At 59.4% G+C, this 22,126-nt stretch carries 24 protein-coding genes and 1 other RNA gene; 11 read left to right on the top strand and 14 right to left on the bottom strand.

Annotation, left to right across the window (positions count from 1 at the left end):
- Positions 1 to 18: 18 nt before the first annotated feature.
- The 8 genes from GRI43_RS07925 to GRI43_RS07890 form a co-directional block, all read right to left on the bottom strand.
- Positions 19 to 585, bottom strand: coding sequence for a fasciclin domain-containing protein (locus tag GRI43_RS07925; RefSeq protein ID WP_160730452.1), 567 nt, complete (start codon positions 583 to 585; stop codon positions 19 to 21).
- A gap of 93 nt (positions 586 to 678) precedes the next feature.
- Complete coding sequence (locus GRI43_RS07920; protein ID WP_160730451.1) at positions 679 to 1,389, bottom strand: anti-sigma factor; 711 nt, start codon at positions 1,387 to 1,389, stop codon at positions 679 to 681.
- Entirely contained in the window at positions 1,386 to 1,946 is a 561-nt protein-coding gene (locus GRI43_RS07915; protein WP_160730450.1) for a sigma-70 family RNA polymerase sigma factor, read from the bottom strand. The genes GRI43_RS07920 and GRI43_RS07915 overlap by 4 nt, the downstream gene beginning before the upstream one ends.
- On the bottom strand, positions 1,943 to 2,911 hold the full coding sequence (locus tag GRI43_RS07910) for a cation diffusion facilitator family transporter (protein ID WP_160730449.1): 969 nt from the start codon (positions 2,909 to 2,911) through the stop codon (positions 1,943 to 1,945). The genes GRI43_RS07915 and GRI43_RS07910 overlap by 4 nt, the downstream gene beginning before the upstream one ends.
- A gap of 5 nt (positions 2,912 to 2,916) precedes the next feature.
- Positions 2,917 to 3,588: a monofunctional biosynthetic peptidoglycan transglycosylase gene (gene mtgA, locus GRI43_RS07905; protein ID WP_160730448.1), complete on the bottom strand. Its 672-nt coding sequence runs from the start codon at positions 3,586 to 3,588 to the stop codon at positions 2,917 to 2,919.
- A 52-nt stretch (positions 3,589 to 3,640) separates the two neighbouring features.
- Positions 3,641 to 4,240 carry a hypothetical protein gene (locus GRI43_RS07900; protein ID WP_160730447.1) on the bottom strand — a complete coding sequence of 200 codons (600 nt, stop codon included), beginning with the start codon at positions 4,238 to 4,240 and terminating at the stop codon, positions 3,641 to 3,643.
- Between the two features lie 83 nt (positions 4,241 to 4,323).
- Positions 4,324 to 4,902 (bottom strand): class GN sortase, encoded by a 579-nt coding sequence (locus GRI43_RS07895; RefSeq protein WP_160730446.1) that lies wholly within the window; start codon positions 4,900 to 4,902, stop codon positions 4,324 to 4,326.
- The gene (locus GRI43_RS07890; RefSeq protein ID WP_160730445.1) at positions 4,899 to 7,040 is read right to left on the bottom strand and encodes a marine proteobacterial sortase target protein; all 2,142 of its coding nucleotides are present in this window, start codon (positions 7,038 to 7,040) and stop codon (positions 4,899 to 4,901) included. Before GRI43_RS07890 ends, GRI43_RS07895 begins: the two co-directional genes overlap by 4 nt.
- Before the next feature lie 174 nt (positions 7,041 to 7,214).
- Here GRI43_RS07890 and GRI43_RS07885 point away from each other — a divergent pair, with 174 nt between their 5' ends.
- On the top strand, positions 7,215 to 7,949 hold the full coding sequence (locus GRI43_RS07885; protein ID WP_235903638.1) for a helix-turn-helix domain-containing protein: 735 nt from the start codon (positions 7,215 to 7,217) through the stop codon (positions 7,947 to 7,949).
- A 56-nt stretch (positions 7,950 to 8,005) separates the two neighbouring features.
- On the opposite strand, the gene rpoH is transcribed toward GRI43_RS07885, so the two are convergent.
- Both rpoH and GRI43_RS07875 read right to left on the bottom strand, forming a co-directional pair.
- On the bottom strand, positions 8,006 to 8,908 hold the full coding sequence (rpoH, locus tag GRI43_RS07880) for an RNA polymerase sigma factor RpoH (RefSeq protein WP_160730444.1): 903 nt from the start codon (positions 8,906 to 8,908) through the stop codon (positions 8,006 to 8,008).
- A 135-nt stretch (positions 8,909 to 9,043) separates the two neighbouring features.
- Complete coding sequence (locus GRI43_RS07875; protein ID WP_160730443.1) at positions 9,044 to 9,988, bottom strand: RluA family pseudouridine synthase; 945 nt, start codon at positions 9,986 to 9,988, stop codon at positions 9,044 to 9,046.
- Positions 9,989 to 10,005: 17 nt separating this feature from the next.
- Here GRI43_RS07875 and GRI43_RS07870 point away from each other — a divergent pair, with 17 nt between their 5' ends.
- The 7 genes from GRI43_RS07870 to GRI43_RS07840 all read left to right on the top strand — a co-directional run bounded on the left by GRI43_RS07870 (position 10,006) and on the right by GRI43_RS07840 (position 14,349).
- Positions 10,006 to 10,401 (top strand): M67 family metallopeptidase, encoded by a 396-nt coding sequence (locus tag GRI43_RS07870; RefSeq protein WP_160730442.1) that lies wholly within the window; start codon positions 10,006 to 10,008, stop codon positions 10,399 to 10,401.
- Between the two features lie 128 nt (positions 10,402 to 10,529).
- Positions 10,530 to 11,189: a histidine phosphotransferase family protein gene (locus GRI43_RS07865; protein ID WP_160730441.1), complete on the top strand. Its 660-nt coding sequence runs from the start codon at positions 10,530 to 10,532 to the stop codon at positions 11,187 to 11,189.
- A gap of 65 nt (positions 11,190 to 11,254) precedes the next feature.
- Positions 11,255 to 11,890, top strand: a complete 636-nt coding sequence (locus GRI43_RS07860; RefSeq protein WP_160730707.1) for an N-acetylmuramoyl-L-alanine amidase — start codon at positions 11,255 to 11,257, stop codon at positions 11,888 to 11,890.
- A gap of 87 nt (positions 11,891 to 11,977) precedes the next feature.
- On the top strand, positions 11,978 to 12,343 hold the full coding sequence (locus GRI43_RS07855; RefSeq protein WP_160730440.1) for a carboxymuconolactone decarboxylase family protein: 366 nt from the start codon (positions 11,978 to 11,980) through the stop codon (positions 12,341 to 12,343).
- A gap of 47 nt (positions 12,344 to 12,390) precedes the next feature.
- An RNA gene (gene rnpB / locus GRI43_RS07850) (RNase P RNA component class A) lies at positions 12,391 to 12,792 on the top strand.
- A gap of 71 nt (positions 12,793 to 12,863) precedes the next feature.
- A complete protein-coding gene (locus tag GRI43_RS07845; RefSeq protein WP_202391613.1) occupies positions 12,864 to 13,517 on the top strand; it encodes an aquaporin in 654 nt (217 codons plus the stop codon).
- A gap of 43 nt (positions 13,518 to 13,560) precedes the next feature.
- Positions 13,561 to 14,349 (top strand): hypothetical protein, encoded by a 789-nt coding sequence (locus GRI43_RS07840; protein WP_160730439.1) that lies wholly within the window; start codon positions 13,561 to 13,563, stop codon positions 14,347 to 14,349.
- 3 nt (positions 14,350 to 14,352) lie between these two features.
- On the opposite strand, the gene GRI43_RS07835 is transcribed toward GRI43_RS07840, so the two are convergent.
- Both GRI43_RS07835 and GRI43_RS07830 read right to left on the bottom strand, forming a co-directional pair.
- A complete protein-coding gene (locus GRI43_RS07835) occupies positions 14,353 to 15,663 on the bottom strand; it encodes a UDP-glucose dehydrogenase family protein (RefSeq protein WP_160730438.1) in 1,311 nt (436 codons plus the stop codon).
- The gene (locus GRI43_RS07830) at positions 15,660 to 16,466 is read right to left on the bottom strand and encodes a metallophosphoesterase family protein (RefSeq protein WP_160730437.1); all 807 of its coding nucleotides are present in this window, start codon (positions 16,464 to 16,466) and stop codon (positions 15,660 to 15,662) included. The genes GRI43_RS07835 and GRI43_RS07830 overlap by 4 nt, the downstream gene beginning before the upstream one ends.
- A 270-nt stretch (positions 16,467 to 16,736) precedes the next feature.
- Here GRI43_RS07830 and GRI43_RS07825 point away from each other — a divergent pair, with 270 nt between their 5' ends.
- Positions 16,737 to 17,642 (top strand): TorF family putative porin, encoded by a 906-nt coding sequence (locus GRI43_RS07825; RefSeq protein WP_235903637.1) that lies wholly within the window; start codon positions 16,737 to 16,739, stop codon positions 17,640 to 17,642.
- 66 nt (positions 17,643 to 17,708) lie between these two features.
- Here GRI43_RS07825 and GRI43_RS07820 read toward each other — a convergent pair whose 3' ends face one another.
- On the bottom strand, positions 17,709 to 18,458 hold the full coding sequence (locus GRI43_RS07820; RefSeq protein WP_160730436.1) for an SIMPL domain-containing protein: 750 nt from the start codon (positions 18,456 to 18,458) through the stop codon (positions 17,709 to 17,711).
- 94 nt (positions 18,459 to 18,552) lie between these two features.
- Here GRI43_RS07820 and GRI43_RS07815 point away from each other — a divergent pair, with 94 nt between their 5' ends.
- Complete coding sequence (locus tag GRI43_RS07815) at positions 18,553 to 18,990, top strand: VOC family protein (RefSeq protein WP_160730435.1); 438 nt, start codon at positions 18,553 to 18,555, stop codon at positions 18,988 to 18,990.
- Positions 18,991 to 19,031: 41 nt separating this feature from the next.
- Here GRI43_RS07815 and nhaA read toward each other — a convergent pair whose 3' ends face one another.
- Positions 19,032 to 20,258, bottom strand: a complete 1,227-nt coding sequence (nhaA, locus tag GRI43_RS07810) for a Na+/H+ antiporter NhaA (RefSeq protein WP_160730434.1) — start codon at positions 20,256 to 20,258, stop codon at positions 19,032 to 19,034.
- 105 nt (positions 20,259 to 20,363) lie between these two features.
- Between nhaA and GRI43_RS07805 the strand changes: the two genes are divergently transcribed.
- On the top strand, positions 20,364 to 21,773 hold the full coding sequence (locus tag GRI43_RS07805) for a glycosyl transferase family protein (RefSeq protein ID WP_160730433.1): 1,410 nt from the start codon (positions 20,364 to 20,366) through the stop codon (positions 21,771 to 21,773).
- Positions 21,774 to 22,126: the final 353 nt, after the last annotated feature.

Here is a 22,126-nt window from a genome sequence, read left to right as displayed (position 1 = left end):
TTGCTGTAAGGGCCGTGATCAGCCCGGCAGGAACACGCCATCGGTGACGTGGATAATGCCGTTCGATGTCTTCACGTCTGCGGTCGAGACGATAGTGGTGCGCCCGGCCGCGTCTGTGATTGCAACGGTATCGCCGAACTTGCTGGCCACCAGCGGATCACCGGCCACTGTGCTGATCGTTACGGCACCGCCATTTTCGTCAATCATGGACAGCAGGTCGGCCGCAGTTACGCTGCCGGCCACCGCATGGTATGTCAGCACCTTGGTCAGAGTGCCCTTGTTCTCTGGCTTCAGCAGACTGTCGACCGTGCCGTCCGGCAGTTTGCTGAACGCATCGTCGGTCGGTGCGAACACGGTGAAAGGCCCCGGGCTGTTGAGCGTGTCCAACAGACCGGCTGCCTTGACGGCTGCGACCAGCGTGTTGTGGACGCCGGTGCTCATCGCGGTTTGCACGATGTTCGGCTGGCTCTTTTCGGCCATCTTGTGATTATGCGCGGATACCGGCGCTGTGCTGATGGCGGCAAAAGTGCCCATGGCTGCCACTGCGGCATAGGCGGCGGCTCTGAATTTGGATGGTGTACGCATTTGGTAATCTCCTCTTTTTCCAAGCCCCGTCCTGCTTGCGTGAGGAGTTACGCAGCCCGCCCGGTGGCGGATGCATAAAAATTCGGAATTATCTCAGATCAGCGAGAATGCGCCTTCTGCCACGACCGGGCCGGCAACTTCGTCAGCCGGTTTCCCGCCAAGCGGTTCGCGGGTGAGAACCATTTGCGACCCATCATGGATCAGCGAGGCCAGATCCGGGTCCAGTGGCATCCGCACTTCCTCGCCAGGCTTCACGACACCCAGCGATCGGAGTTCGCCCTGCGGTGGGACAAGCCACAATTCGTGATCGTGCACCCCATCGGCTGTCAGCCCGCTGGCTGATACGAGCATTTCGGACCGATCGGGCAGATAGGTCACTGCGAGGCGCAGCGATGTATCCCCGATGGGAATGTTGGCCATCAGTGGGGCCTCTGGCTGGGGCTCAGCCGGGGATTGCTGCATCGCGGGGATCGTCAGGAACGCCAGCGCAATTGCCGCCGCTGCCGACACCAGGCTGGCGACTTGCCATTGGCGTACCCGCCTGCGCAGGGCAGTGACTTCTGCCACCGGAGTGCCGCCATCCAGCCGCGCCTGTATCCGGTCCCACAAATCCGCACCGGGCTGGACCCCGGAAAGTTCATCCTGCAGCGGTGCGAGGCGTTCTTCCCAATCGGAAACCTCGCGCGCAAAGTCGGGATCGCTGGCGGCCAGCCCCCGCGCCATGACCAGCTCTTCCCCTTCCAGCAGGCGAAGCGCATGCTCTGCGGCGAGACGTTCCCTTTCTGTCAGTTCAGGAGCTGTCATTTCTCTAGGCACCTTTTCAATTTGGCCAGACCGCGCCGGACCCAGCTTTTCATCGTGCCCAGCGGGACGCCTTTTGCCTCGGCCAGCTCCGCATAGGTCTTACCATGGAAAAAGGCTGTCCGGATCGAATCCTGGGTTTTCTCTTCCAGTTCGCGCAGGCAATGATGGATGCGGGCGTTGCGCTGACCGGTTTCTACCAGTTCATCCGCCAGCGGCGCTGTGTCTTCGATCTCTGCCGCCTCGTCCACCGGAACCGCGCCTCGCTGGACCTTACCCGACCGCAAACGGTCGATTGCGCGGTTGCGGGCAAATGTCGCCAGCCATGTGATCGGGCTGGCCCGTTCAGGGTCGTAGCGCCCGGCGCTGCGCCATAAGCTGACATATACGTCCTGCAAGGCATCCTCTGCTTCATCGCGGTTTCCCAAGATACGAAGGCAGATGCCGAATAGTTTCGCCGATGTGGCTTGGTAGATCGATTCCAGCGCCGATCTGTCTCCGCTAGCGAGACGGACGATATCGTCTTTCAATGCCTCCCGCTGGCGGACTGCGTCGTTCATATCGCGCAGCCCTTGCCGTTCTGGGCGCATTCGAGTGTCTGTTCGATCTGGATCGTCGCGTGGTTGATCCGGTGATGGTGCTTAAGTTCTTCGGAAATATCGTGAAGAAATGCATCGCCAGGGTGCCCGCCCGGCATGACCAGATGGGCGGTCAGCGCGGTTTCGGTCGTGCTCATCGGCCAGATATGCAGATCATGCACAGCCTCGACGCCGTTCAGGCTGCTAAGGAACCCGCGAACGTCCTGTTCCGAGATACCTTCCGGCACGCCCAGCAATCCCATCTTCACGCTGTCTTTCAGCAACCCCCAGGTGCTCCAGGCGATGACCGCCACGATGACGAGACTGGTCAGCGGATCGATCCACCAAGCACCTGTCAGCAAAATCACGATGCCCGCCAGAACCACGCCAACCGAGACCAGCGCGTCGGCGGCCATATGCAGGTAGGCCCCGCGAATATTCAGATCATCCTTGCGGCCGCGCATGAACAGCATGGCGGTGCCGGCGTTGATCAGGATGCCGATCCCCGCGACGATCACTACCGTCATCCCTTCGACAGGGGCGGGTTCTGAAATCCGGTGAATGGTTTCAAACGTGATTGCGCCAATCGCCACCAGCAGGAGGCCGGCATTGGCAAGCGCGGCAAGGATCGTCGAACTCTTGAACCCGTAGGTAAATCGGTCGGATGGCGCACGCTTTGCAGCGATGCTGGCACCCCATGCCAATAGCAGCGCCAGTACGTCGGAAAGATTATGACCGGCATCGGCGATAAGCGCCATCGAGCCGGAGAGCAGCCCGTAAACCGCCTCTACGATCACGAAGCCTGTGTTGAGGATTACCCCGATCGCAAATGCGCGGCCAAAATCTGCCGGTGCGTGGCTGTGTCCATGCCCGTGCGAATGCCCGTGCAAATGATCGTGCCCGCTTTCGTGCCCGCTATCGTTACTGTGTGAATGCCCTGCGCCCATCGCGATCACTCGTAGACGCAGGAATCCAATCCGTCACGCCTTACTACACCCATGCGCGATGCAATCGTGTTGCCGTAACGCCGTGTAAAACCAGCCGGATTGGTGACGGAGCGTTCCTTTGGCAGGGGCAGGGCTGCTGCCATGCGCGAGGCTTCGCTTTTGCTGAGGCGGGCCGCCGAATGATTGAAATAACGCTGCGCGCCGGCCTCCGCGCCGTAGGTGCCGATGCCGGTTTCCGCGACATTCAGATAGACTTCCATGATCCGCCGCTTGCCCCAGATGTTTTCGATCAGGAAGGTGAACCACGCCTCGAACCCCTTGCGGATATAGCCGCCACCTTGCCACAGGAACACGTTCTTTGCGGTTTGCTGGCTGATGGTGGAGCCGCCCCGGATCCGGCCACCCTGCGCGTTTTTGCGGATTGCCTCCTCGATCGCTTCCGCGTCGAAACCGTTATGACTGCAAAACTTGCCATCCTCTGCCGCGATTACCGCGGTCACCAGATTGCGGTCGATATTGGACAGCGGTTCCCAGTCCTTGGTCACGCTGTTTTCGTCCATCAACATTGTGGCAGTTATTGGCGGTGGAACGAATTTGAACAGCACCACGAACGCCAGGCTAAGTCCGACGAACCAGAGGACGATTTTCGCCAGAAGTTTTGCAATGCGCAGCAGCATGGGGCTCGGTTTCAGCTAGGTTTCAGCTTGGGCGATGCGTCGGGGAATTGGCTTAGAGGTTCGACCGCAAGTCGGCGGGCCAATCGATCCGGCGCAGAAAGCTGCCAACGTCCGGGAAGGTCGCTTCGCTGCCGGTCCAGCTGGCGCGGTATTTGACCAGCCATTTGTCACCCGGCGGGCAGTAAAGGTAAACGTCCGAGATCAGGGCAGGATATCCCTCGCGCATGGAATTCGCGGGCAAGCGGTACCGCGCGCCCAGACCGAAATCGGTATCGCCCCCGTCGGGCGGCGAGATGAATCCCTGACCGCTTAGCTCCGCACCCCGATATTCTGCCACGTTGTTTCGCGCATCGAGGAAAATCTGTGAGCACGAGAGATCGGAATAATCGGGATAGACATAGACGGTCACGTTCAACGTGCCGTCTGCATTGTTATACTTGTAACCGATGGCTGCATCCCTGCCATCGCTCGTGAATTCGGTTGCCTGCCCGCGCCCGAATCCGCCGACAGTTTCGGGAAAGCTCACATCCACCCCGCGGTGCGTCCAATCGCCGGCAGGCGGGTCGATACTGGTTTGCCCGGCGGCAGGTGCGCTGATCAGGGTGATCGCCAATGCAGCGCTAATGGGCCGAAGTGATTGGATGAAACGCATGTGTTGTCCTCCCTGAAGAATGCCGTTGTCACTATCTACTCCAGACGGGTGCAAATCCGAAACCCCCTATCCTGATGCGGCGGCTAAATGAGCAGCTCCGCCCAGACAACACGGCGCAATGGCCCGGGTGTGTCGGTTCCGAAAGGATAACACGTTGCCAGGGCAAGCAAGCCGGCATGGCCGTTTGCGGGATACCCGAATTCGTCCCACCGAACAGTCTCAAATCCGGCGACACGGTAACGCGCGATGCTGCCGTCCACACGCTGCAGCGACAGCTCGTCCCCGGCCTTCAGGTCTTTGATGAAACGGAAGTGTGTGTCGCGGTGTGCGGCCAGTATTGTGACCCCCGATGATCCGCCGTCGGCAATCGCTGCCGGTCCGAAGGCCATCGCTTCGCCCGACGCCCCGGACAAGACGATCTCGCTCACGCCCAGCCTGTGTGCCGTGATCTTGCCCAGCGGCGCGGTATCTGCCCAGGGCCACGGCTTGCGCGCGGCGCCATCCGTAAGGCTGCGGTCAAAAGCATCCTCCAGCATAATTTGCGCGACTTGCGCCTTTACCGGGATCCATGCGGCCTGCAGCGCGATCACCATCCCGGCGGCGCAGATGAGCCAGGGCCAGCTGGCCCTGACTCTGCCGATGAAGGCGGTGATCGTCGTCACGCCGCGATCATCCGGCGCCGGCGAACAGCCGCTGCAAACAGGCCGATGAGCATCAGCAGCAGTCCCGCCAACAGCGCGCTCATGAACCCTGTCGCCGTTTCAGGCAGTTCCAGCAGTTCGCTCTGCTCGGCCAATTCGGGGTTAGCCTTGGCTGCGGCATTCTGCCCTTTGAACAGGGTGTCGAAATCCCAGCCAGCGGGAAGCAGCAACGGCAGTTCCTCCTTCGTCAATGTTGCGCCTTCTGGCCGGCTGGGCGTCTCGTCTTCAGCAACCAGGCTGGTGCGTGAAGTGACGAGATGAAATTCAAGCCCCAGTTCCTCGATCGCGGCATCGGCGGTTTCGCGGTCGAGTTCATAGGAATAACGCTGCGCCTCAATCTCTGCGATCCGGCGGTATGCCCACAGTTTCGCGGCGCTTTCACTGGCCGCAGCGGCAGACAGGTCGGCACTGTGGGTCCAGGTTTTCCCGCCGATCGTGGCCGTTACTTTCAACGTGCCCGTCAGCTGCTTCGTGCGGCCCAGCAGAACCAGCGGCTCCCCCCGATAGAGATCGGGCAGTTCGCGCGGTGCCAAATCGATGCTGGCACCGCTCACGGTAACCTTGATATCGGTCGCCACCGGCGCGGTCAGACGGTCGAGCAACGCTTTCATTTCTCTCACCGCTTCGGTGTCGGTCCCGACATGGGTGAACGTGCCGCGCCCTGTTTCCGACATCCGCCGCATCAGGAACGTGTTGGGCGCAGATCCCATGCCCACCATGAACACCCGGCTGCGGCCGCGATTGGCGGCGATTTCTGCCATCATCTCGGCCTCGTCGGACAGATTGCCATCGGTCAGGAAGATTATCTGGCGAATGGAATTGCGGCTTTCGCCGTGCCGATCGACCAAGGCTGCGCGCAAGGCGGGTAACATGTCCGTACCGCCATTCGCATCGAGACCTTTCGCAAATCGCGTTGCAGCCGCAACCTGCCGTTCATCTGCGCGGACCGGTGCAGAAAACAGCTGCGTCATGGTGTCGTCGAACCGGATCACGTTGAATGTATCTTGCGGGCGCAGGGTGCCCAAGGCGTAGATCAGGCTGGTCTTGGCCGCGATCATCGAATCGCCGGCCATTGATCCGGAATTGTCGATCACGAAAATCATCTCTCTCGGGAGAGCCGGACCAGATTGTTTTCCAGCCGGCGGGGTGATGGTGGCCATCAGATAGTCGAGACCGGCGTGTTCCTGTTTGAACAGGCCAACTGCCGGTTTGCCCGATGGTGCGCGCCAGCTCAGTTTGAAGTCACGGTTTGCAGGCACTTCGCCGTCAGCCAGGGTAATCAGCCGCTTCTGGGCACCCTGATCGACAATCTTGATGGGATGATACGGGCTGTCGATCTTTGCTGGCTCAAAACCCGGATCCAGTTCCACGGTGATAGAGACCGGGTTCAGCTTGCTGCCCAGCTTGGGATTGGCGAGCGGGGCGGTCACATTTGCCGCATCGGCAACCTGCACCAGATCGATTTCGCCGCGCTCGTTCATTAGGCTGCGAGGCGGGACATATCGCGGCCCCACCACAAGCGGCAGGCGCAAGGCATACTCGCCTGCCAATTGCTGGACAGGAGCCTGAAATTCGATTGCGATCAGAACCGTTTCACCCGGCCCCACATTGGCAACCGAATTGCGGAACATGTTGGCCCGGGCCTGTTCGACCAAGCCCGATTTGCGCCCTTCGGCCTTGGCTTGTTCGTAAATTTGGCGGGCTTCCTCGCGCGGCTTGATCTTGCCTTCGAAGATACGCTGGCCAACCACCATCTTCAGGCTGTCGACTGCCCCGTCATCGGGCAGAGGGTACAGATAGGTTGCCTCCATCCAACCAGCGGAAGTGTTGCGAAACGCCTGGGTGACGGTAACCCGCGCAACCGGGCCGTTGACCTTGACCTTGATATCGGTGCCCAGCTGCATCGCGGGCATTTCATCTGCAACGCCCTTGCCGCGCAGCATCAGGCGACCTGCGCCGCGCTGGTCGCTAGCCATCTCGCCTGCTCCGCGGCCACCGGCAGCAAACACGGAAGCTGTCTGGAATGCAGCGAATATGAGCGCGAGAATCGCAACCGTGGCTGCAATTCTTCTGGATTTGGTCACCGCAGTTCGTCTCATGTAAGCCTCCGTTCATCTCAACCTTCCTACCCGTTACGGCATCGAAGAACGGACCCGCCACAGGCAAGAATGGCCAATTTCTGCCGGATACGGAGGTTCGCCGGAGATTAAGTGAGGGTTTGTGCGGATTCGTCCGCACATTTACGGAAAGGGAGAGCGATGATGGGGTGGGCAATGACCGAACAGGGTTTCAGCAATGAAGGCGTGGCCGCGCGCCTGCGGGAGGAGATCGCGCGGCGCCGCATCTCGCGCCAGGGATTGGCGGAAACCGCCCGTGTCAGCATTTCGACATTGGAAAAGGCCCTGTCGGGCAGGCGCCCGTTCACGCTGGCGACGATCGTAAAGCTGGAGGAAGCACTGGGTGCGTCGCTGCGCCGCCCGGGCCATCAACGAACCGAGGGGCCATCGCTCGCGCCGCCGCACATGGGAACATATGCCAGACAGGCGGTCCGCTGGATCGAGGGGGATTACCTCACCCTCCGGGCCAGCTTTGGCGACGAGGGTGCAACCTACGCCTACCGCACGCAGATCCAGTGGGACGATGCGCAGGGGCATCTGGCATTCTGCGAAAGCGAGCGGCTGGATAGCAGCTTCGCACAGTCGGGCTTCGTGTCGATGCCCAACCTTTCAGGCCATATCTACCTTGTGACTAGTGAGGCGGGGCAATACCGGCTGATCGTATTGGGCCGCGCCACGCGGGAAAAGCGGATGTTTGGCCTGCTTTCCACCCTGCAAGTCGGTGCCGGATCTCAGCTTGTGCCGGTGTCGTGCCCGGTTGCGTTCGTTCCGATCGGCCAGATACCGGATGCGGAATTCGGCCTGATCACGCCGGGGCAGCGGCTTGCCGAAGATTACCGGGCCATCCTCAATACCGCTCTCGACCAGGATTTCTGCCGCTTGCGGACATGAAAAACCCCGCCGGTATCGCTACCGGCGGGGTAAATGTGTGATTTTGTCAGACCGGCTTATGCCGCGGTGGGCATCAGGCGCTCTCCGGCGATCGTTTTCATCGCTTTCTGGAGCTTCTCGAATGCACGCACTTCGATCTGGCGGATGCGTTCGCGGCTGACGTCGTAAACCTGCGAAAGCTCTTCGAGTGTCTGCGGATTTTCCGTCAGACGGCGCTCGGTCAGAATGTGCTTCTCGCGGTCATTCAGTCCGTCCATCGCTTCGATCAGCATTTCGTGACGGACCTCTGCCTCTTCAGCATCGGCCACTGTTTCGTCCTGCAGCGGACGGTCGTCGACCAGCCAATCCTGCCACTGGCCGCCATCTTCCTCGTCACCGCGCATCTTGGTGTTGAGCGAGCCGTCGCCGCCCATCATCATGCGCCGGTTCATGTTGATGACTTCCTGTTCCGCAACGCCCAGATCGGTAGCGATCTTGGTCACGTCATCGGGATGCAGGTCGCTATCTTCGTAAGCTTCCAGCTCTTTCTTCATCCGGCGAAGGTTGAAGAACAGCTTTTTCTGGGCCGCGGTCGTGCCCATTTTCACCAGGCTCCAGCTGCGCAGGATGAATTCCTGCATGCTCGCCTTGATCCACCACATTGCATAGGTGGCGAGGCGGAAGCCGCGTTCCGGTTCGAATTTCTTGACGCCCTGCATAAGGCCGACATTGCCCTCTGAAATCAGGTCGGAGACCGGCAGGCCATAGCCGCGGTAACCCATCGCGATCTTCGCGACGAGGCGAAGATGGCTGGTCACCAGCTGTGCTGCTGCTTCGGGGTCTTCGTGTTCCGCATAACGTTTGGCGAGCATATATTCCTGCTCTGCAGTCAAAACGGGGAACTTCTTGATTTCGGCCAGATAGCGGTTGAGGCTCTGCTCTCCGCCAAGGGCCGGGACTTTACTTGTTACGTTGCTCACTTCTTCCCTAACCTTTCTGTTGCCAGCCTCACTTTTACCGGACCCCTGATGGGCATCCGCAATTTCGGGCCGCTTGGTTACATATAGACGCAATCTTTGCGTTTTGCAGCACCTTCATCAGGCATTTCATCGATTTCAACGAGTGGTTTCGTCGATGAGTTCCCGCATATCCGGCGGTAGATCCGCGTGAAACTCCATCCTTTCGCCGGTTACCGGGTGATCGAAGCCAAGCGACGCTGCGTGAAGCGCCTGCCGGGCGAAACCGATTCGCTTAAGAATGGGCCGCAGAACGCTGGGTGTCCGTCCATATATTTGATCCCCCAATAGCGCATGACCGATTGACGCACAGTGAACGCGCACCTGGTGCGTTCTACCTGTTTCAAGACGGCATTCTATCAGGCTGGAATGGTTGAATTTTTCCAACGTTCTGTAATGCGTGACCGCGTGTTTTCCGCGGCTCGAATCGTCCGCCAGAACCGCCATTTTCTTGCGGTTCGCATCGGACCGGCCAAGCCGTCCTGAAACGGTTCCTTCCGGCGGGTTGGGATGCCCGCCGCAAACAGCCAGATAGCGGCGCATGATCGAATGGTCGGCAAACTGTCTTGCCAGCCCTTCATGCGCAGCAGTAGATTTGGCTGCAACCAGCAAACCAGAAGTATCCTTGTCGATCCGGTGCACTATCCCTGGCCGGGCGACCCCACCAATTCCTGAAAGCTGCCCCTTGCAGTGATGCAGCAGGGCATTAACCAGCGTGCCGTCCGGGTTCCCGGCAGCAGGATGGACAACCATCCCGGCGGGTTTGTTGATGATGATCAGGTCGTCATCTTCGAACACCACGTCCAGCGGGATGTCCTGAGGCTGCGCTTCTGGCTCTGCCGCTGGCGGGACATCGATGGTGAAATGCGCCCCGGCCTGCATCTTGGCAGACGGATTGCTGGCAACGGTCCTGCCAATAGTAACCGCGCCTTGCGCCATCAGCGCCTTGACCCGTTCGCGCGAAAGGCCCGACGCCTCGGCAAGCGATTTGTCCACCCTGCCGGATGTGGCGATTGTGCCGGTGATGACTTCGCTTTCGCTCATGGCTAAACCGATGGGCGATGACGCTGCATATCTCAAGCAAGGTTTTGGATGCGATGAAGGAGGCTGCTGCATCGGCGGCTCCGCTGGAATGCTGCGGGATCCTGTTGGGGAGGGGTGATACCATCATCGGCGCCGTGCCCACCGCTAATGTCCATCCCCTGCCGGCGGCCCATTTCGAGATTGATCCGGCAGCGCTGATCTCGGCCTACCGCGATGAACGCGGCGGCGGCCCTGCCATTGCCGGCTTCTACCATTCGCACCCCAATGGCGTTGCCGTTCCTTCCGCCACAGATGCCGCCATGGCAGCCCATGACGGGCGCATCTGGGCGATCATCGGGGCTGGAAACATTCGCTTCTGGCGCGATGAAAGCACTGGTTTCAATGAACTTTCCTACGCGGCGATCACGGGATAGACCTGCCTCGCCGTTCGGCTGGTGCCCGCCAATCATTCGGTCTGTCCAAAGAACGGATGCAGGCAGGGAATTTTTGCCCTAGGACTGTGTTCCAAGTGTTCCATACCGTCAGGAATTAGCTGCTTTTTATGAATGATGATGCATCCCTCGATCTTGCCGCGCTGATGTGTTCGCGGCTGTGCCACGATATGCTCAGCCCGGTTGGCGCGCTGAGCAACGGGCTGGAATTGCTGGCTGACGAAACCGACCCGCAAATGCGCGAACAATGCATGGATTTGCTGGAACAGAGCGCGCGGACCAGCACGGACAAGCTCAAGTTCTTCCGTCTGGCGTTCGGCGCTGCCGGTGGATTTGGCGAAATGGTTGAAGTGAGCGAAGCGAAGTCGGTTATCGATTCGCTTGTCGCCAATGCTAAACGCGTGGAAGCCCATTGGGCGATGGACGCGGCCAAACTGCCCAAGGATGCGGTGAAGGTCCTGCTCAACCTCGCGCATATTGCGCTGGAAACGCTGGTGCGCGGCGGCTCGCTCGATATCGGTGCGGAAATGCGCGGCGGGAATACCGAAATCGTGGTTCGCGCAAGCGGCCCGAAAATCGCGTTTGACGAAACAATCGGCAAGGCTTTGCAAGGTGATCTTGCAGCGCGTGATCTTTCCAGCCGTACGGCACCCGCACATATGATCGCCATGCTGGCTGAGCGGTCTGGCGGCGGCCTTCAATATCAACTGGGCGAAGATGCCCTGGTGCTGGGCGCAGTGTTGCCGCAGCCGGAGGGTCTGATCGGTTGAGCGACGAACTCGTTCATCACACGCGGCTGTCGCCCAATTTCAACGACCGGAAATTGCCCGTTTCCATGGTCGTGCTCCACTACACCGAAATGAAGCCGGTTGGCACAGCCCTGGACCGGCTGTGCGATGCCGACGCGGGGGTAAGTGCCCACTATCTGATATCGGAAGAGGGTGAGGTCACCTTGCTGGTGCCGGAGGACAAACGCGCATGGCATGCAGGCGTATCCTATTGGCGCGGCCACAAGGATGTGAATTCGGCCAGTATCGGGATTGAACTCGACCATCCCGGGCACGGGCTGGGATATCGCCCCTTTGCCGATGCCCAGATAGAGGCGCTTGTGCCTTTGCTGCACCGGATCGTGAAAACCCATGACATTCCGCGCGCCAACATCGTCGGGCATTCCGACGTGGCCCCGGCGCGAAAGACCGATCCGGGGGAACTTTTCCCATGGGACAGGCTTGCGGAATACGGTCTTGCGACCCCGACGCCAAAGATCGAACTGGGCGATCCGTTCGACAATGACGGCGCGTTTTACCTCGCGCTGGAACGGTACGGGTACGATATCACCGATGGCCACAAGGCGGTTGAGGCTTTCGAGCGCCGCTGGCGGCCGCGCAGGATCAGCGGTGAAATCGACGGAGAATTGCGCGCGATCCTGTTCCAGCTCTTGCTCGACCGTGACCGGGGTAACGCCCGCTAAAGCTTGCAACAAATTGCCAAATTGATCTGTGTCAAAGTGCGCCGAACACCGCGCGCCTAAAGGTCAGGGCAAGCAAGGAGCAAGCGAATGGCACACACTGAATTCAAGGACTGGCCGGGAATGGCCGCAAACCTGATCCCGGCGATCAAGGAACTGCACAAGGGTTCGCCGGGCGTGATGAAGGCGTTCCGCGAGATGGGCGGTGCAGCGCATCAGGGCGGCGCTCTGGATGCGAAGACCAAGGAGTTGCTGGCGGTCGCAATCTCTGTCGCGGTTCGCTGCGATCCGTGCATCACCTATCATGTCGAAGGCGCGCGCAAGCATGGCGCCTCCCGCGAAGAGATCGCCGAAACACTGGGGCTGGCTGTGTATATGGGCGCAGGGCCCAGTGCGATGTACGCAGCGCAGGCGCTTGAGGCGTATGATCAATACTCGGATGCAGCTGCCGAATAACAGCAAAGCGCTTCCCAATCGGGCAGGGCGGTCTTACATGGGCTTTGCCAGGGGGCCGGGCAGCTGCGGGGGGACTTTGTCTCCGCGAGGAAAGTCCGGGCTCCGCGAAACGATGGTGGCGGGTAACGCCCGCCGCGGGTGACCGTAGGGAAAGTGCCACAGAGAGCAAACCGCCCCGAGGCCTCGGCCAAGGGGTAAGGGTGAAAGGGTGCGGTAAGAGCGCACCGCGCGATTGGTAACAATGGCGGCATGGTAAACCCCACCTGGAGCAAGGCCAAATAGGGGCGGCGCGCTGCTAGTCAGCAGGTCTGTTTCGGACCGTGATCGCCCGGGTTGGCTGCTTGAGCGGCGGAGCAATCCGCCGCCTAGAGGAATGGCTGCCCCTGCAGCGCTGGTGCGTAAGCAAACCTGCTGCAGGACAGAACCCGGCTTACAGGCCCCCTGGCAAATTTATCTGTGTCATCCGGCTCCGGCTTGATTATAGCGGCCGCCGAAACGGTTGATGGGGATTTCGGACATCATGAAACAGCGCCTACTGGCCGAGGCAATCGGCAGCTTTTTCCTGTTCGCCTGTGTCGTGGGATCAGGCGTCATGGCGGAAGGGCTGGCCGGCGGAAATGTTGCGGTCGCGCTGCTCGGCAATACTCTGGCGACGGGCGCGATCCTCGCCGTGCTGATTGCCATGCTGGGGCCGATATCGGGCGCCCATTTCAATCCAGCGGTAACGCTGGCGTTCCGTATCAGGGGGGAAATCGGAACGCGAGAAGCGCTGCTGTTCGTTCTGGTTCAGCTGTGTGCCGGGATTGCCGGTGTCTGGGCCGCTCATGTCATGTTCGATTTGCCGGTGTGGCAGTATTCAATCAAGCCGAGGACCGGAACCGGGCAATGGCTGGGCGAATTTATCGCCACCTTTGGACTGGTTCTGACTATTCTGGGCACGATCAAGGTCAGCAAGGCGTGGGTGCCTGCCAGTGTCGGGCTGTATATTTCAGCTGCCTACTGGTTCACCTCTTCGACCAGCTTCGCCAATCCTGCGATCACCGTGGCCAGAAGCCTTTCGAACACCTTCGCGGGAATCTCACCCGCCGATGTGCTGGGCTTTATCGCTGCGCAGCTCGCCGGTGCCATAGTGGCGGTGTATACTTTCCGGGTTCTCTACACAGATACGGACTAACCGCAGCGACGGAACCGGTCGGCGCGGGGCGTGTTTAACCTGCATGAACACAGTATCATCCCCTCGCAGCGCCGCGCAGCGGTTCGCCATTATTCTGGCCGTCGCGTTCCAGATCGGAGCGACTTTCTTGCCGAACCTCGGTTTTGGGGAGCAGATAGGTGAGCGTTCGGATGCAATCCGCTCACTGGTCGTGCCGGCAGGTTGGGCATTTGCTATTTGGGGGCCGCTATTTCTGGGCTGCGTGATCTACGCGATCTGGCAAGCGCTTCCCGCGCAGCGGAATAATACCCTGCTGGCACGCATCGGATGGTACACTGCCGGAGCGACTGCAGCGAACGGGCTGTGGGCGACATACACCCAGTTTGCGAACCTGACGGCGATTTCTGCGGTCATTATCCTTTGTTCGCTGGTCTGCCTGTTGGCGGCGCTACGGCATTTGGTGAATTACGAGCGCGAATTCACAGCTGGCGAGAGATGGATTGCGGGATTAACATTCAGCGCTCTGGCGGCATGGCTGACAGTCGCCTCAACCGTCAACATAACCGCTGCGCTCAAATATCATGGCGTTGGCGGCGGCAGTGAATATCCGTTGCTGGCTGCAGCCATTGTCTTGGTCGCCGGGATCATTGGCGCCGCTGCGACATTCCGCAGCCGCGGTAATCCCTGGTATGCGGCGGTTATCCTGTGGGCGATGCTGGCCATACATTATCAGGGCGGGCAGCAATTCCCGCTGATAACCTATGCAGCAATCCTGTCCGCAGTTCTGGTGATTTTCGCCGCTGCCGCGAAATTGTCAGATGCACCGAACCGAAAAAGGTGGTTCGGCCTCTGACTTTTATTCGCGGCCTATGCTGGAATATTCAAAGCCTGCTGCACGGACATCTGACGGCTGATAGATATTGCGCAGGTCAACTAGGACCGGAGCCTTTGCGAGCTCGCGCACACGCTTCAGGTCAAGGGCGCGAAACGCATCCCATTCGGTAACGATTGCAATCGCATCCGCGCCTTCGATGGCGGCGTAGGGATCGTCTTTCATATTCACGCCGGGCATCAAAGGCCTCGCGATTTCCATACCTTCAGGATCGAATGCATCGACAGTCACTCCGGCGTCCTGCAAAGTCTGCGCAATTGCGATTGCCGGGCTGTCGCGCATGTCATCGGTGTTCGGTTTGAAGGTGAGGCCAAGCAGCGCGACCTTTTTGCCGCGCGCGTGGTCAGGCCCGCCCAGAGCGTCGACAACCTTACGGCCCATCGCACGTTTGCGCGTGTCGTTGGTCTTGACCACCGCTTCGACGATGCGGACCGGGCTTTCATAATCCTCAGCGGTTTTTAACAGGGCGAGCGTGTCCTTGGGGAAGCACGATCCGCCATAACCCGGGCCTGCGTGCAGGAATTTGGACCCAATCCGGTTGTCGCTGCCAATTCCGCGGCTGACATCCTGGACATCCGCGCCCACCTTTTCGCACAGATCAGCCATTTCATTGATGAAGGTGATCTTGGTCGCAAGGAATGCGTTGGCGGCATATTTGATCAATTCCGCACTGCGGCGGCTGGTGAAAAGGATTGGCGATTCATTCAGGAACAGCGGGCGATAAACTTCGCGCATGATTTCGCGCCCAAACTCGCTTTCCGCACCGATCACGATGCGATCAGGACGCTTGAAGTCACCAATCGCAGCGCCTTCACGCAGGAATTCGGGGTTGGATACAACTGCGAATTTGTGGCTCGTGCCGCTATCCTGCAGGATACGTTCGACCTCGTCGCCGGTGCCGACTGGCACAGTGGACTTGGTAACGACCACTGCATCGTTCGACAGGCTTTCACCAACTTCCTTCGCGACTGCATAGACAAAGGAAAGGTCGGCGTGCCCGTCGCCGCGGCGGCTAGGGGTGCCGACCGCGATGAAGATAGCCTGGGCGTCCTTGATCCCCTCTGCCAGATCGGTTGTGAACGACAGGCGGCCGGCCTTCACATTCGTGCCGACCAGTTCGGCAAGGCCTGGCTCGTAAATCGGCATGACCCCGTCATGCAGGCGATCAATCTTCGACTGATCCTTGTCGATGCAGACAACATCGTGTCCAAAATCGGCGAAACAGGCACCCGATACCAGACCTACATAGCCTGAGCCCACCATGGCGATTTTCATGCGACTTCGTCCTTTTTCACGATCTGAATCCCGCCCTTTTTCTTCTCGACGGACTGGATGTAACGGCGGGTGTCCCCTTCCAGCACAAGTGCGGTCAATACACCATGGCGGTATGCGCCGGTATCGATCCCGATGCGGTTGTGACGCTCGTCGATTTCTTCAAATATTGTATGGCCGTGAACCACCACGTGAGAATGTTGGTCCTTGTGGTTCAGAAAGGGTTCGCGGATCCACCGCAGGTCGCTGCGCTTCTGTTCGTCGACCGTCCGTTTCGGATTGATTCCGGCGTGGACGAACAGATAATCGCCCATTTCGATCATGTCAGCGAAACTTTTCAGGAATTTGCGGTCGCCCTTTGGCACTCTTTCGCGAAGCAGGTCCTGCAATTGCTCCAGCGTGGAATTGTTGAATTCCTTTTTGGTAACGCCGTAGCTGATGATTGTTTCGCGGCCGCCATGCTTCAGGAAATGGCGCAGCACACCTTCGTCCTTGAACGAATCCAGAAACATCTCTTCATGATTGCCGGTCAGGAACAGGACTTTGCGGTAATCAGTCCACAGCCGGGCGAGCTTAATCACGCCTGCGCTGTCCGGCCCACGATCTATCAGGTCGCCCAGGAGAATGACGGTTGTTTCGGCAGGTCCGGCTTGCTTGTCATCCTCCTCGATTGCCTTGATCAGCACTTCGAACAGGTCGGCACGTCCGTGTATGTCGCCGATGACATAGGCACGCTCACCTTCGGGCAAGCGTGCGCCGCGAGGGCCCGATTTGCCTTTAAAGATATTGCGGAACGGCTCGAACATTGAAAACTCTGATTCCTGATTGGTTGATGGCGCGCATAGGGGAGAGAGGGTTAGGCCGCAATCGCTGTACCGAGGCTTAAGTGTCGCGCAATTGGTGCAGAAAATCCACACATTCTGACGGCTTCTCGAAAATCTCGTAATAAGACTTGTGCGGCGCAGCATTGGCCTGCAAGATAATTACATATTCGCACGAGACCGCACATCGAAAAGAACGCGGCCGGTGTTTATGCAGGTGGGACGAAGCAACCCAACAAACCAAGGAAGTTTGTCATGCTCACGTCCATCCGCGGCCTTACCGCCGCAAGTCTTTTTGTTACTACTGCGCTGATCTCGGCGCCTGCTCTGGCATCTGAAATTGCTGTCGAAGCCGAGACAACTGTAATCAACACGTCCGACATTGTCACATCCGACGTCGTCGTCGATATCGCCGATATCGATGTAAACGCCGTAATGCCTGAACTGACCGCACAGGAAGTGGTCCGTATCTCGCAAGACGTGAATTTTGAAAAAGAAAGCAAAGTTGGCGGCGAAAGCGGTCTCGAGCTGTCCGGCAATGTTGCGCTGGTATCCGACTACCGTTTCCGCGGCGTATCTTTCTCCGACGGTGATATCGCGCTGCAAGGCGGCATTGATCTGGGCCATTCGAGCGGTTTCTATGTCGGCACCTGGGCGTCCACCATTTCCGGCGGTAGTGCATTCGGCGAGCTGGAGCTTGACGTATATGGCGGTTGGAACGGCGACGTAGCCGAAGGTCTGACCTTCGATGTCGGTCTGCTCTATTACATCTATCCGACTGGCGACATTCCAGGCGTAGATACCGATTACTTCGAACCCTACGCGTCGATTTCGACGACGCTTGGTCCGGTCAGCGCAACGCTGGGCGCGGCCTATGCGTGGGATCAGGACTCGCTCGGCAATAGCGATAATATCTACGTCTACACAGACTTCGAAGTTGGCATTCCCGACACTCCGGTCAGTCTTAGCGCACACCTCGGTTATACCGACGGCGTGTTCTCGACCGATACGGACGGAACGTCCTTCGACTGGGGGCTCGGTGCATCCTACGCGGTTACCGACAGCCTGAGCCTCGGCGTGAACTACGTCGATACGCAGGGCCCGTCATTCGAAGATTTCACCGACGCCGGTTTCTTCTTCACGCTGTCTTACAGCATGTAATTCGTCCACTTGGGCTATACGAAAGGGCCCGCTCCTTAGGGGGAGGCGCGGGCCCTTTTTTGCCTGCTATTCCAGTGAAAAATCGACGGTCGTGACTACGCGGACCTTCTTATAGGGCGTATCGCTTACTCCCCATCCGCCGCCATCTCCGTCGCGTGCATTGATCGAAAAATAGCCTTGGGTCGCCTTGCGGATACTGCCGACAGAGGCGCCGCTATCTTTCGCGAATTGTTCTGCAGAAGCCCGTGCGTCCTTAGTTGCAGCTGCGACCATTTCCGGCTTGACGTCGTTCAACCCGGTGAAGGTGTAAGACATGCCTGATCCGTCTTCCAGAACCACACCGCTGCGGACCAGATCGACCTGCTGTTTGACGGCCTTCTGGGCCAGTTCGATGTTCTTGCTCCGCAAGGTCATACGCTGCCTGACCGTGTAACGCGGCACGCCATTGTCGGTATAGTAATTCACGTTGACGCCGGTCGGCTCCAATGCGTTTTCTGGAAAGCCGATTTCCTTGAAGAACTTCCGGATAGCTTCGCTGTCGCGGTCGACCCCCGACTGGGCCGATTGAAGGTTGGAAGCCGTGGCGGAATAAGAGATTGTCCAGGTCGCGAGATCAGCCACCACTTCGCGTTCATCGAGGCCGCGCACGGTGACCGACCGGTCAGCGTCCTTCGCGCGGACAAGCCCGTCGCCCAGCAGGAAGCCGCCCGCGATCAGTCCGGCGGCAATTATCGCCGAACTGCCTATCCATCGGCGATTTTCGGGATCCCGCCAGAAGGTGGTGGCGGCGGTGGGTGTTTCACTGATATCAGTCATTCATGTCCTCCCAGTTGCGGTTCTGGCGACCGAGCTTGGGATACCATCTGACGATGAACTGTGCTTGAATAGCGACGAATGGAGTTTACCAGCGATGACCAAATATCTTCACAGCATGATCCGCGTGACCGATCCGGATGCGACGGTCGATTTTTTCAAGCTGATTGGTCTCGAGGAAGTCCGCCGCTTCGATGTGGAGGCGGGACGTTTCACCCTGATCTTCCTCGCGGCGCCCGGACAGGAAGGTGTGGCTGAGGTCGAGCTAACATACAATTGGCCCGCAGAAGACGGCAGCGAACCCGAACAATACGAAGGCGGCCGCAATTTCGGCCACCTCGCATACCGCGTCGATGATATTTACGAAACGTGCCGGCGCCTGATGGATGCAGGGGTCACGATCAACCGCCCGCCGCGTGATGGCCATATGGCGTTTGTGCGTTCGCCAGATGGGATCTCTGTCGAGCTTTTGCAGGATGGCAATTTGCCCGCGCAGGAACCTTGGGCAAGCATGGAAAACACCGGGAGCTGGTGAGGCTCCCGGCGGTATTCATCTGCCCGGTAACAGGATTTTGATCAGGCGGGATCGGGTTCCGCGCTGCGATCATTGGGATGTTCGGTGGTGAGCCTGAGGATCACGAAGCCGAGCACTGCCGAGATAACCGATCCGGCCAGAATACCAATCTTGGCTTCGTCCCTGAGGAGGCGAGCCGCTTCGTTAGATCCGGTGAAGGCAAGTTCGCCGATGAACAGCGACATGGTAAAGCCGATCCCGCACAGCACGGAAACGCCCCAGATTTCAGCCCAACTGGCACCCTTTGGCGGTTTGGCAAAGCCAACCTTTGCAGCCAGCACGATGATCGTGAAAATACCCAGCTGCTTGCCGAACACGAGGCCCGCTGCAACTGCCAGCGGCAACGGATCCAGCATCTTGTCCATACCGATCCCGCTCAAGTTCACGCCGGCATTGGCGAAACCGAAGATGGGCACAATCGCATAGGCGCTCCACGGGGCAAGGCCATGTTCGATCTTCTCCAGCAGACTGTTCCCGTCCTTGCGGTGCATCGGGACGGTCAGCGCGGCAACCACGCCCGCAATTGTCGCATGAACACCTGAATTGAGTACGCAGAACCAAAGCACCAGAGCGACCAGAATATATGGGAAAATCCGGCTGACATGCATGCGGTTCATCGCCATCATCACGCCGACAACGACAATCGAAGCGACCAACCAGGCCATCTTGATATTGGCGGTATAGAACGCCGCGATCACCATGACGGCACCGATATCGTCGACGATGGCAACCGTCAGCAGGAACAGGCGGAGCGAAGCCGGAACACGGCTGCCAAGCAGGCCGAGCACGCCCATTGCAAAAGCAATGTCGGTCGCGGCCGGGATGGCCCAGCCGCGGGTCAGTTCGGAATCTGGGCCAACGATGAATACATAGACTGCGGCCGGTGCCAGCATTCCGGCAATCGCGGCCAGTATGGGCAGACGCCGCTGCTCAGGCGAGGACAGCTGCCCGCAAATGATTTCCCGCTTAACCTCGAGCCCGACGACGAAGAAGAAAATCGCCATCAAACCATCGTTGATCCAATAGTGGAGCGTGTCGAGTTTCGGGATCGGGGTCCATCCGAGCTTGCCGTTGAACAGCAGGCTGTATTCCGATGCGAGTTCAGAATTCGCAGCCAGCATGGCGGCGGCTGCCACAAGGATGAGCAGGACGCCTGCCGAGGCGTCGCTTACGAACAGCGCGCGTACAGGGGCAAAGACGGAGCGAAGAGGTAATTTTGTTTGGGCCATGTCTGCTGTGCCCCATCCCCCAATCTTTTCTCCGTTGCAAGGCCCGGCAGCCTCCGATACGCGTATTTGTGATGAGGACCTCACTTTCCGGGGGTCGGACAAGCATTGATCGAATATTCAGGGGCCGAATGGCTTGTACTGGTTCAGCAAGAGCTTTTGTTATTTGCGGGCGCTTTTTTTCTTATCGGGGCTTTGGATGAAATAACTGTCGATTTCGCCTGGATCTGGTTGAAACTGACAGGCCGGGCGCGGACGGAGACCCTCGCGCCTGAACATGAAAGCGAGCTGGAATTAAGCGGCCCGGCAGCGGTTTTCATACCCACGTGGCAGGAAGCCGCGGTTATCGGCACAACGATCCGTCATGCGCTGGCGGTGTGGCCGCATAACCAGCTGCGCATGTATGTCGGCTGTTATGACAACGACCCGGCAACTCTCGCTGCTGCTGCGGTTGCAGGCGGAACCGACTCGCGGCTGCGAATTGTGGTTCAGCGCAAACCCGGTCCTACGACCAAGGCCGACTGTCTGAACAGCCTCTATGCCGCGCTTCAGACGGACGAGGCGCGCACGGGCAGGCAGGCGAGCATGGTGCTGCTGCATGATGCAGAGGATATGGTCGATCCGGCGGCTTTGACGCTGATTGACCGGTCGATGCAGACGGTGGACATCGTCCAATTGCCGGTCTTGCCAGAACCGCAACCGACCTCACCGTGGATCGCCGGGCATTATTGCGAAGAATTCGCCGAGGCGCATGGCAAGGCCATGGTGGTCCGCGATGCGCTCGGTGCGGGCATGCCTCTAGCCGGGGTCGGTTGCGCGATCTCCCGAGGAATGCTGACTAAGCTAGCGGAGCAAAACGGCGGCCAGAGGCCCTTTGCTGATGGCAGTCTGACAGAGGATTACGAATTGGGCCTGGGGGTCGCGGAACTGGGCGGTAGTGGCCGGTTCGTGCGGATGCGGCACGAAGACGGCCGATTGATTGCAACCCGTGCGTGTTTCCCGGCCAGACTCGATCAGGCTGTTCGGCAGAAAACGCGCTGGGTGCACGGCATCGCTTTTCAGGGGTGGGACCATCTCGGATGGAGCGGGAAGCCCAGTGAATTCTGGATGCGTTTGCGTGACAGGCGCGGCCCGTTCACGGCTCTGGTGCTGGCCGCGGCATATTTGCTGCTGGTGCTTTCTGCGATTGTCTGGGCGCTCAATGCTTTCTGGCAAGGTCCGTCGATGGAGTTGAATGCCTTGTTGCGCGCGGTGCTGGCGCTGAACTTCATAAGTTTTGCATGGCGTGCTGTGTGGCGTTTTGCATTCACGGCGCGTGAATATGGAATAGGCGAGGGGCTGCTCGCGATCTTGCGCATACCGGTTGCAAACATCATCGCGATCATGGCTGGCCGCCGTGCCTTGATGGCTTATGTGGCGACACTGTCCGGAGAGGCGCCGCGCTGGGACAAGACCGACCATTCGGCCCACCCTGCAACGCACTCGGGAGTACTTGCAGCAGGCAGAGGCAGCCGATGACTATAATCAGGGTGCGGCGCAAGGGTGCGCCGCTAGTGGCGCTGGCCGCAGTGCTTGCCTTGTGGATCGCTCTGCGTGTGACGCTTTGGCATTCTCCGTTTGATCCGGCGGATGGGGCGGCGGGCGATGCTGCGCCTGTGCGGTTGGCCGGGCCTGAGATCGCGGCCAATACCCGCAAGGCAAACGATGACGAGGCATCTGATACCGCAGCCGGCACAGAGACGGTGCGCCGCATCTCCAACGCCGTTTCTCGCGTGCAGGTGAGCGCGGACCGCAAATTGATCCGAAATTCCCGTAGCGCGCCCGCTCCAGAAACTATGGGCTTGCGACTGCCGTCAGTGGTTGCTTCGCCA

Source organism: Pontixanthobacter luteolus (assembly GCF_009828095.1).
Lineage (GTDB): Bacteria > Pseudomonadota > Alphaproteobacteria > Sphingomonadales > Sphingomonadaceae > Pontixanthobacter > Pontixanthobacter luteolus.
Note: the sequence above shows the minus strand (reverse complement) of the source record. Positions and strands in the feature narration are given on the sequence as shown.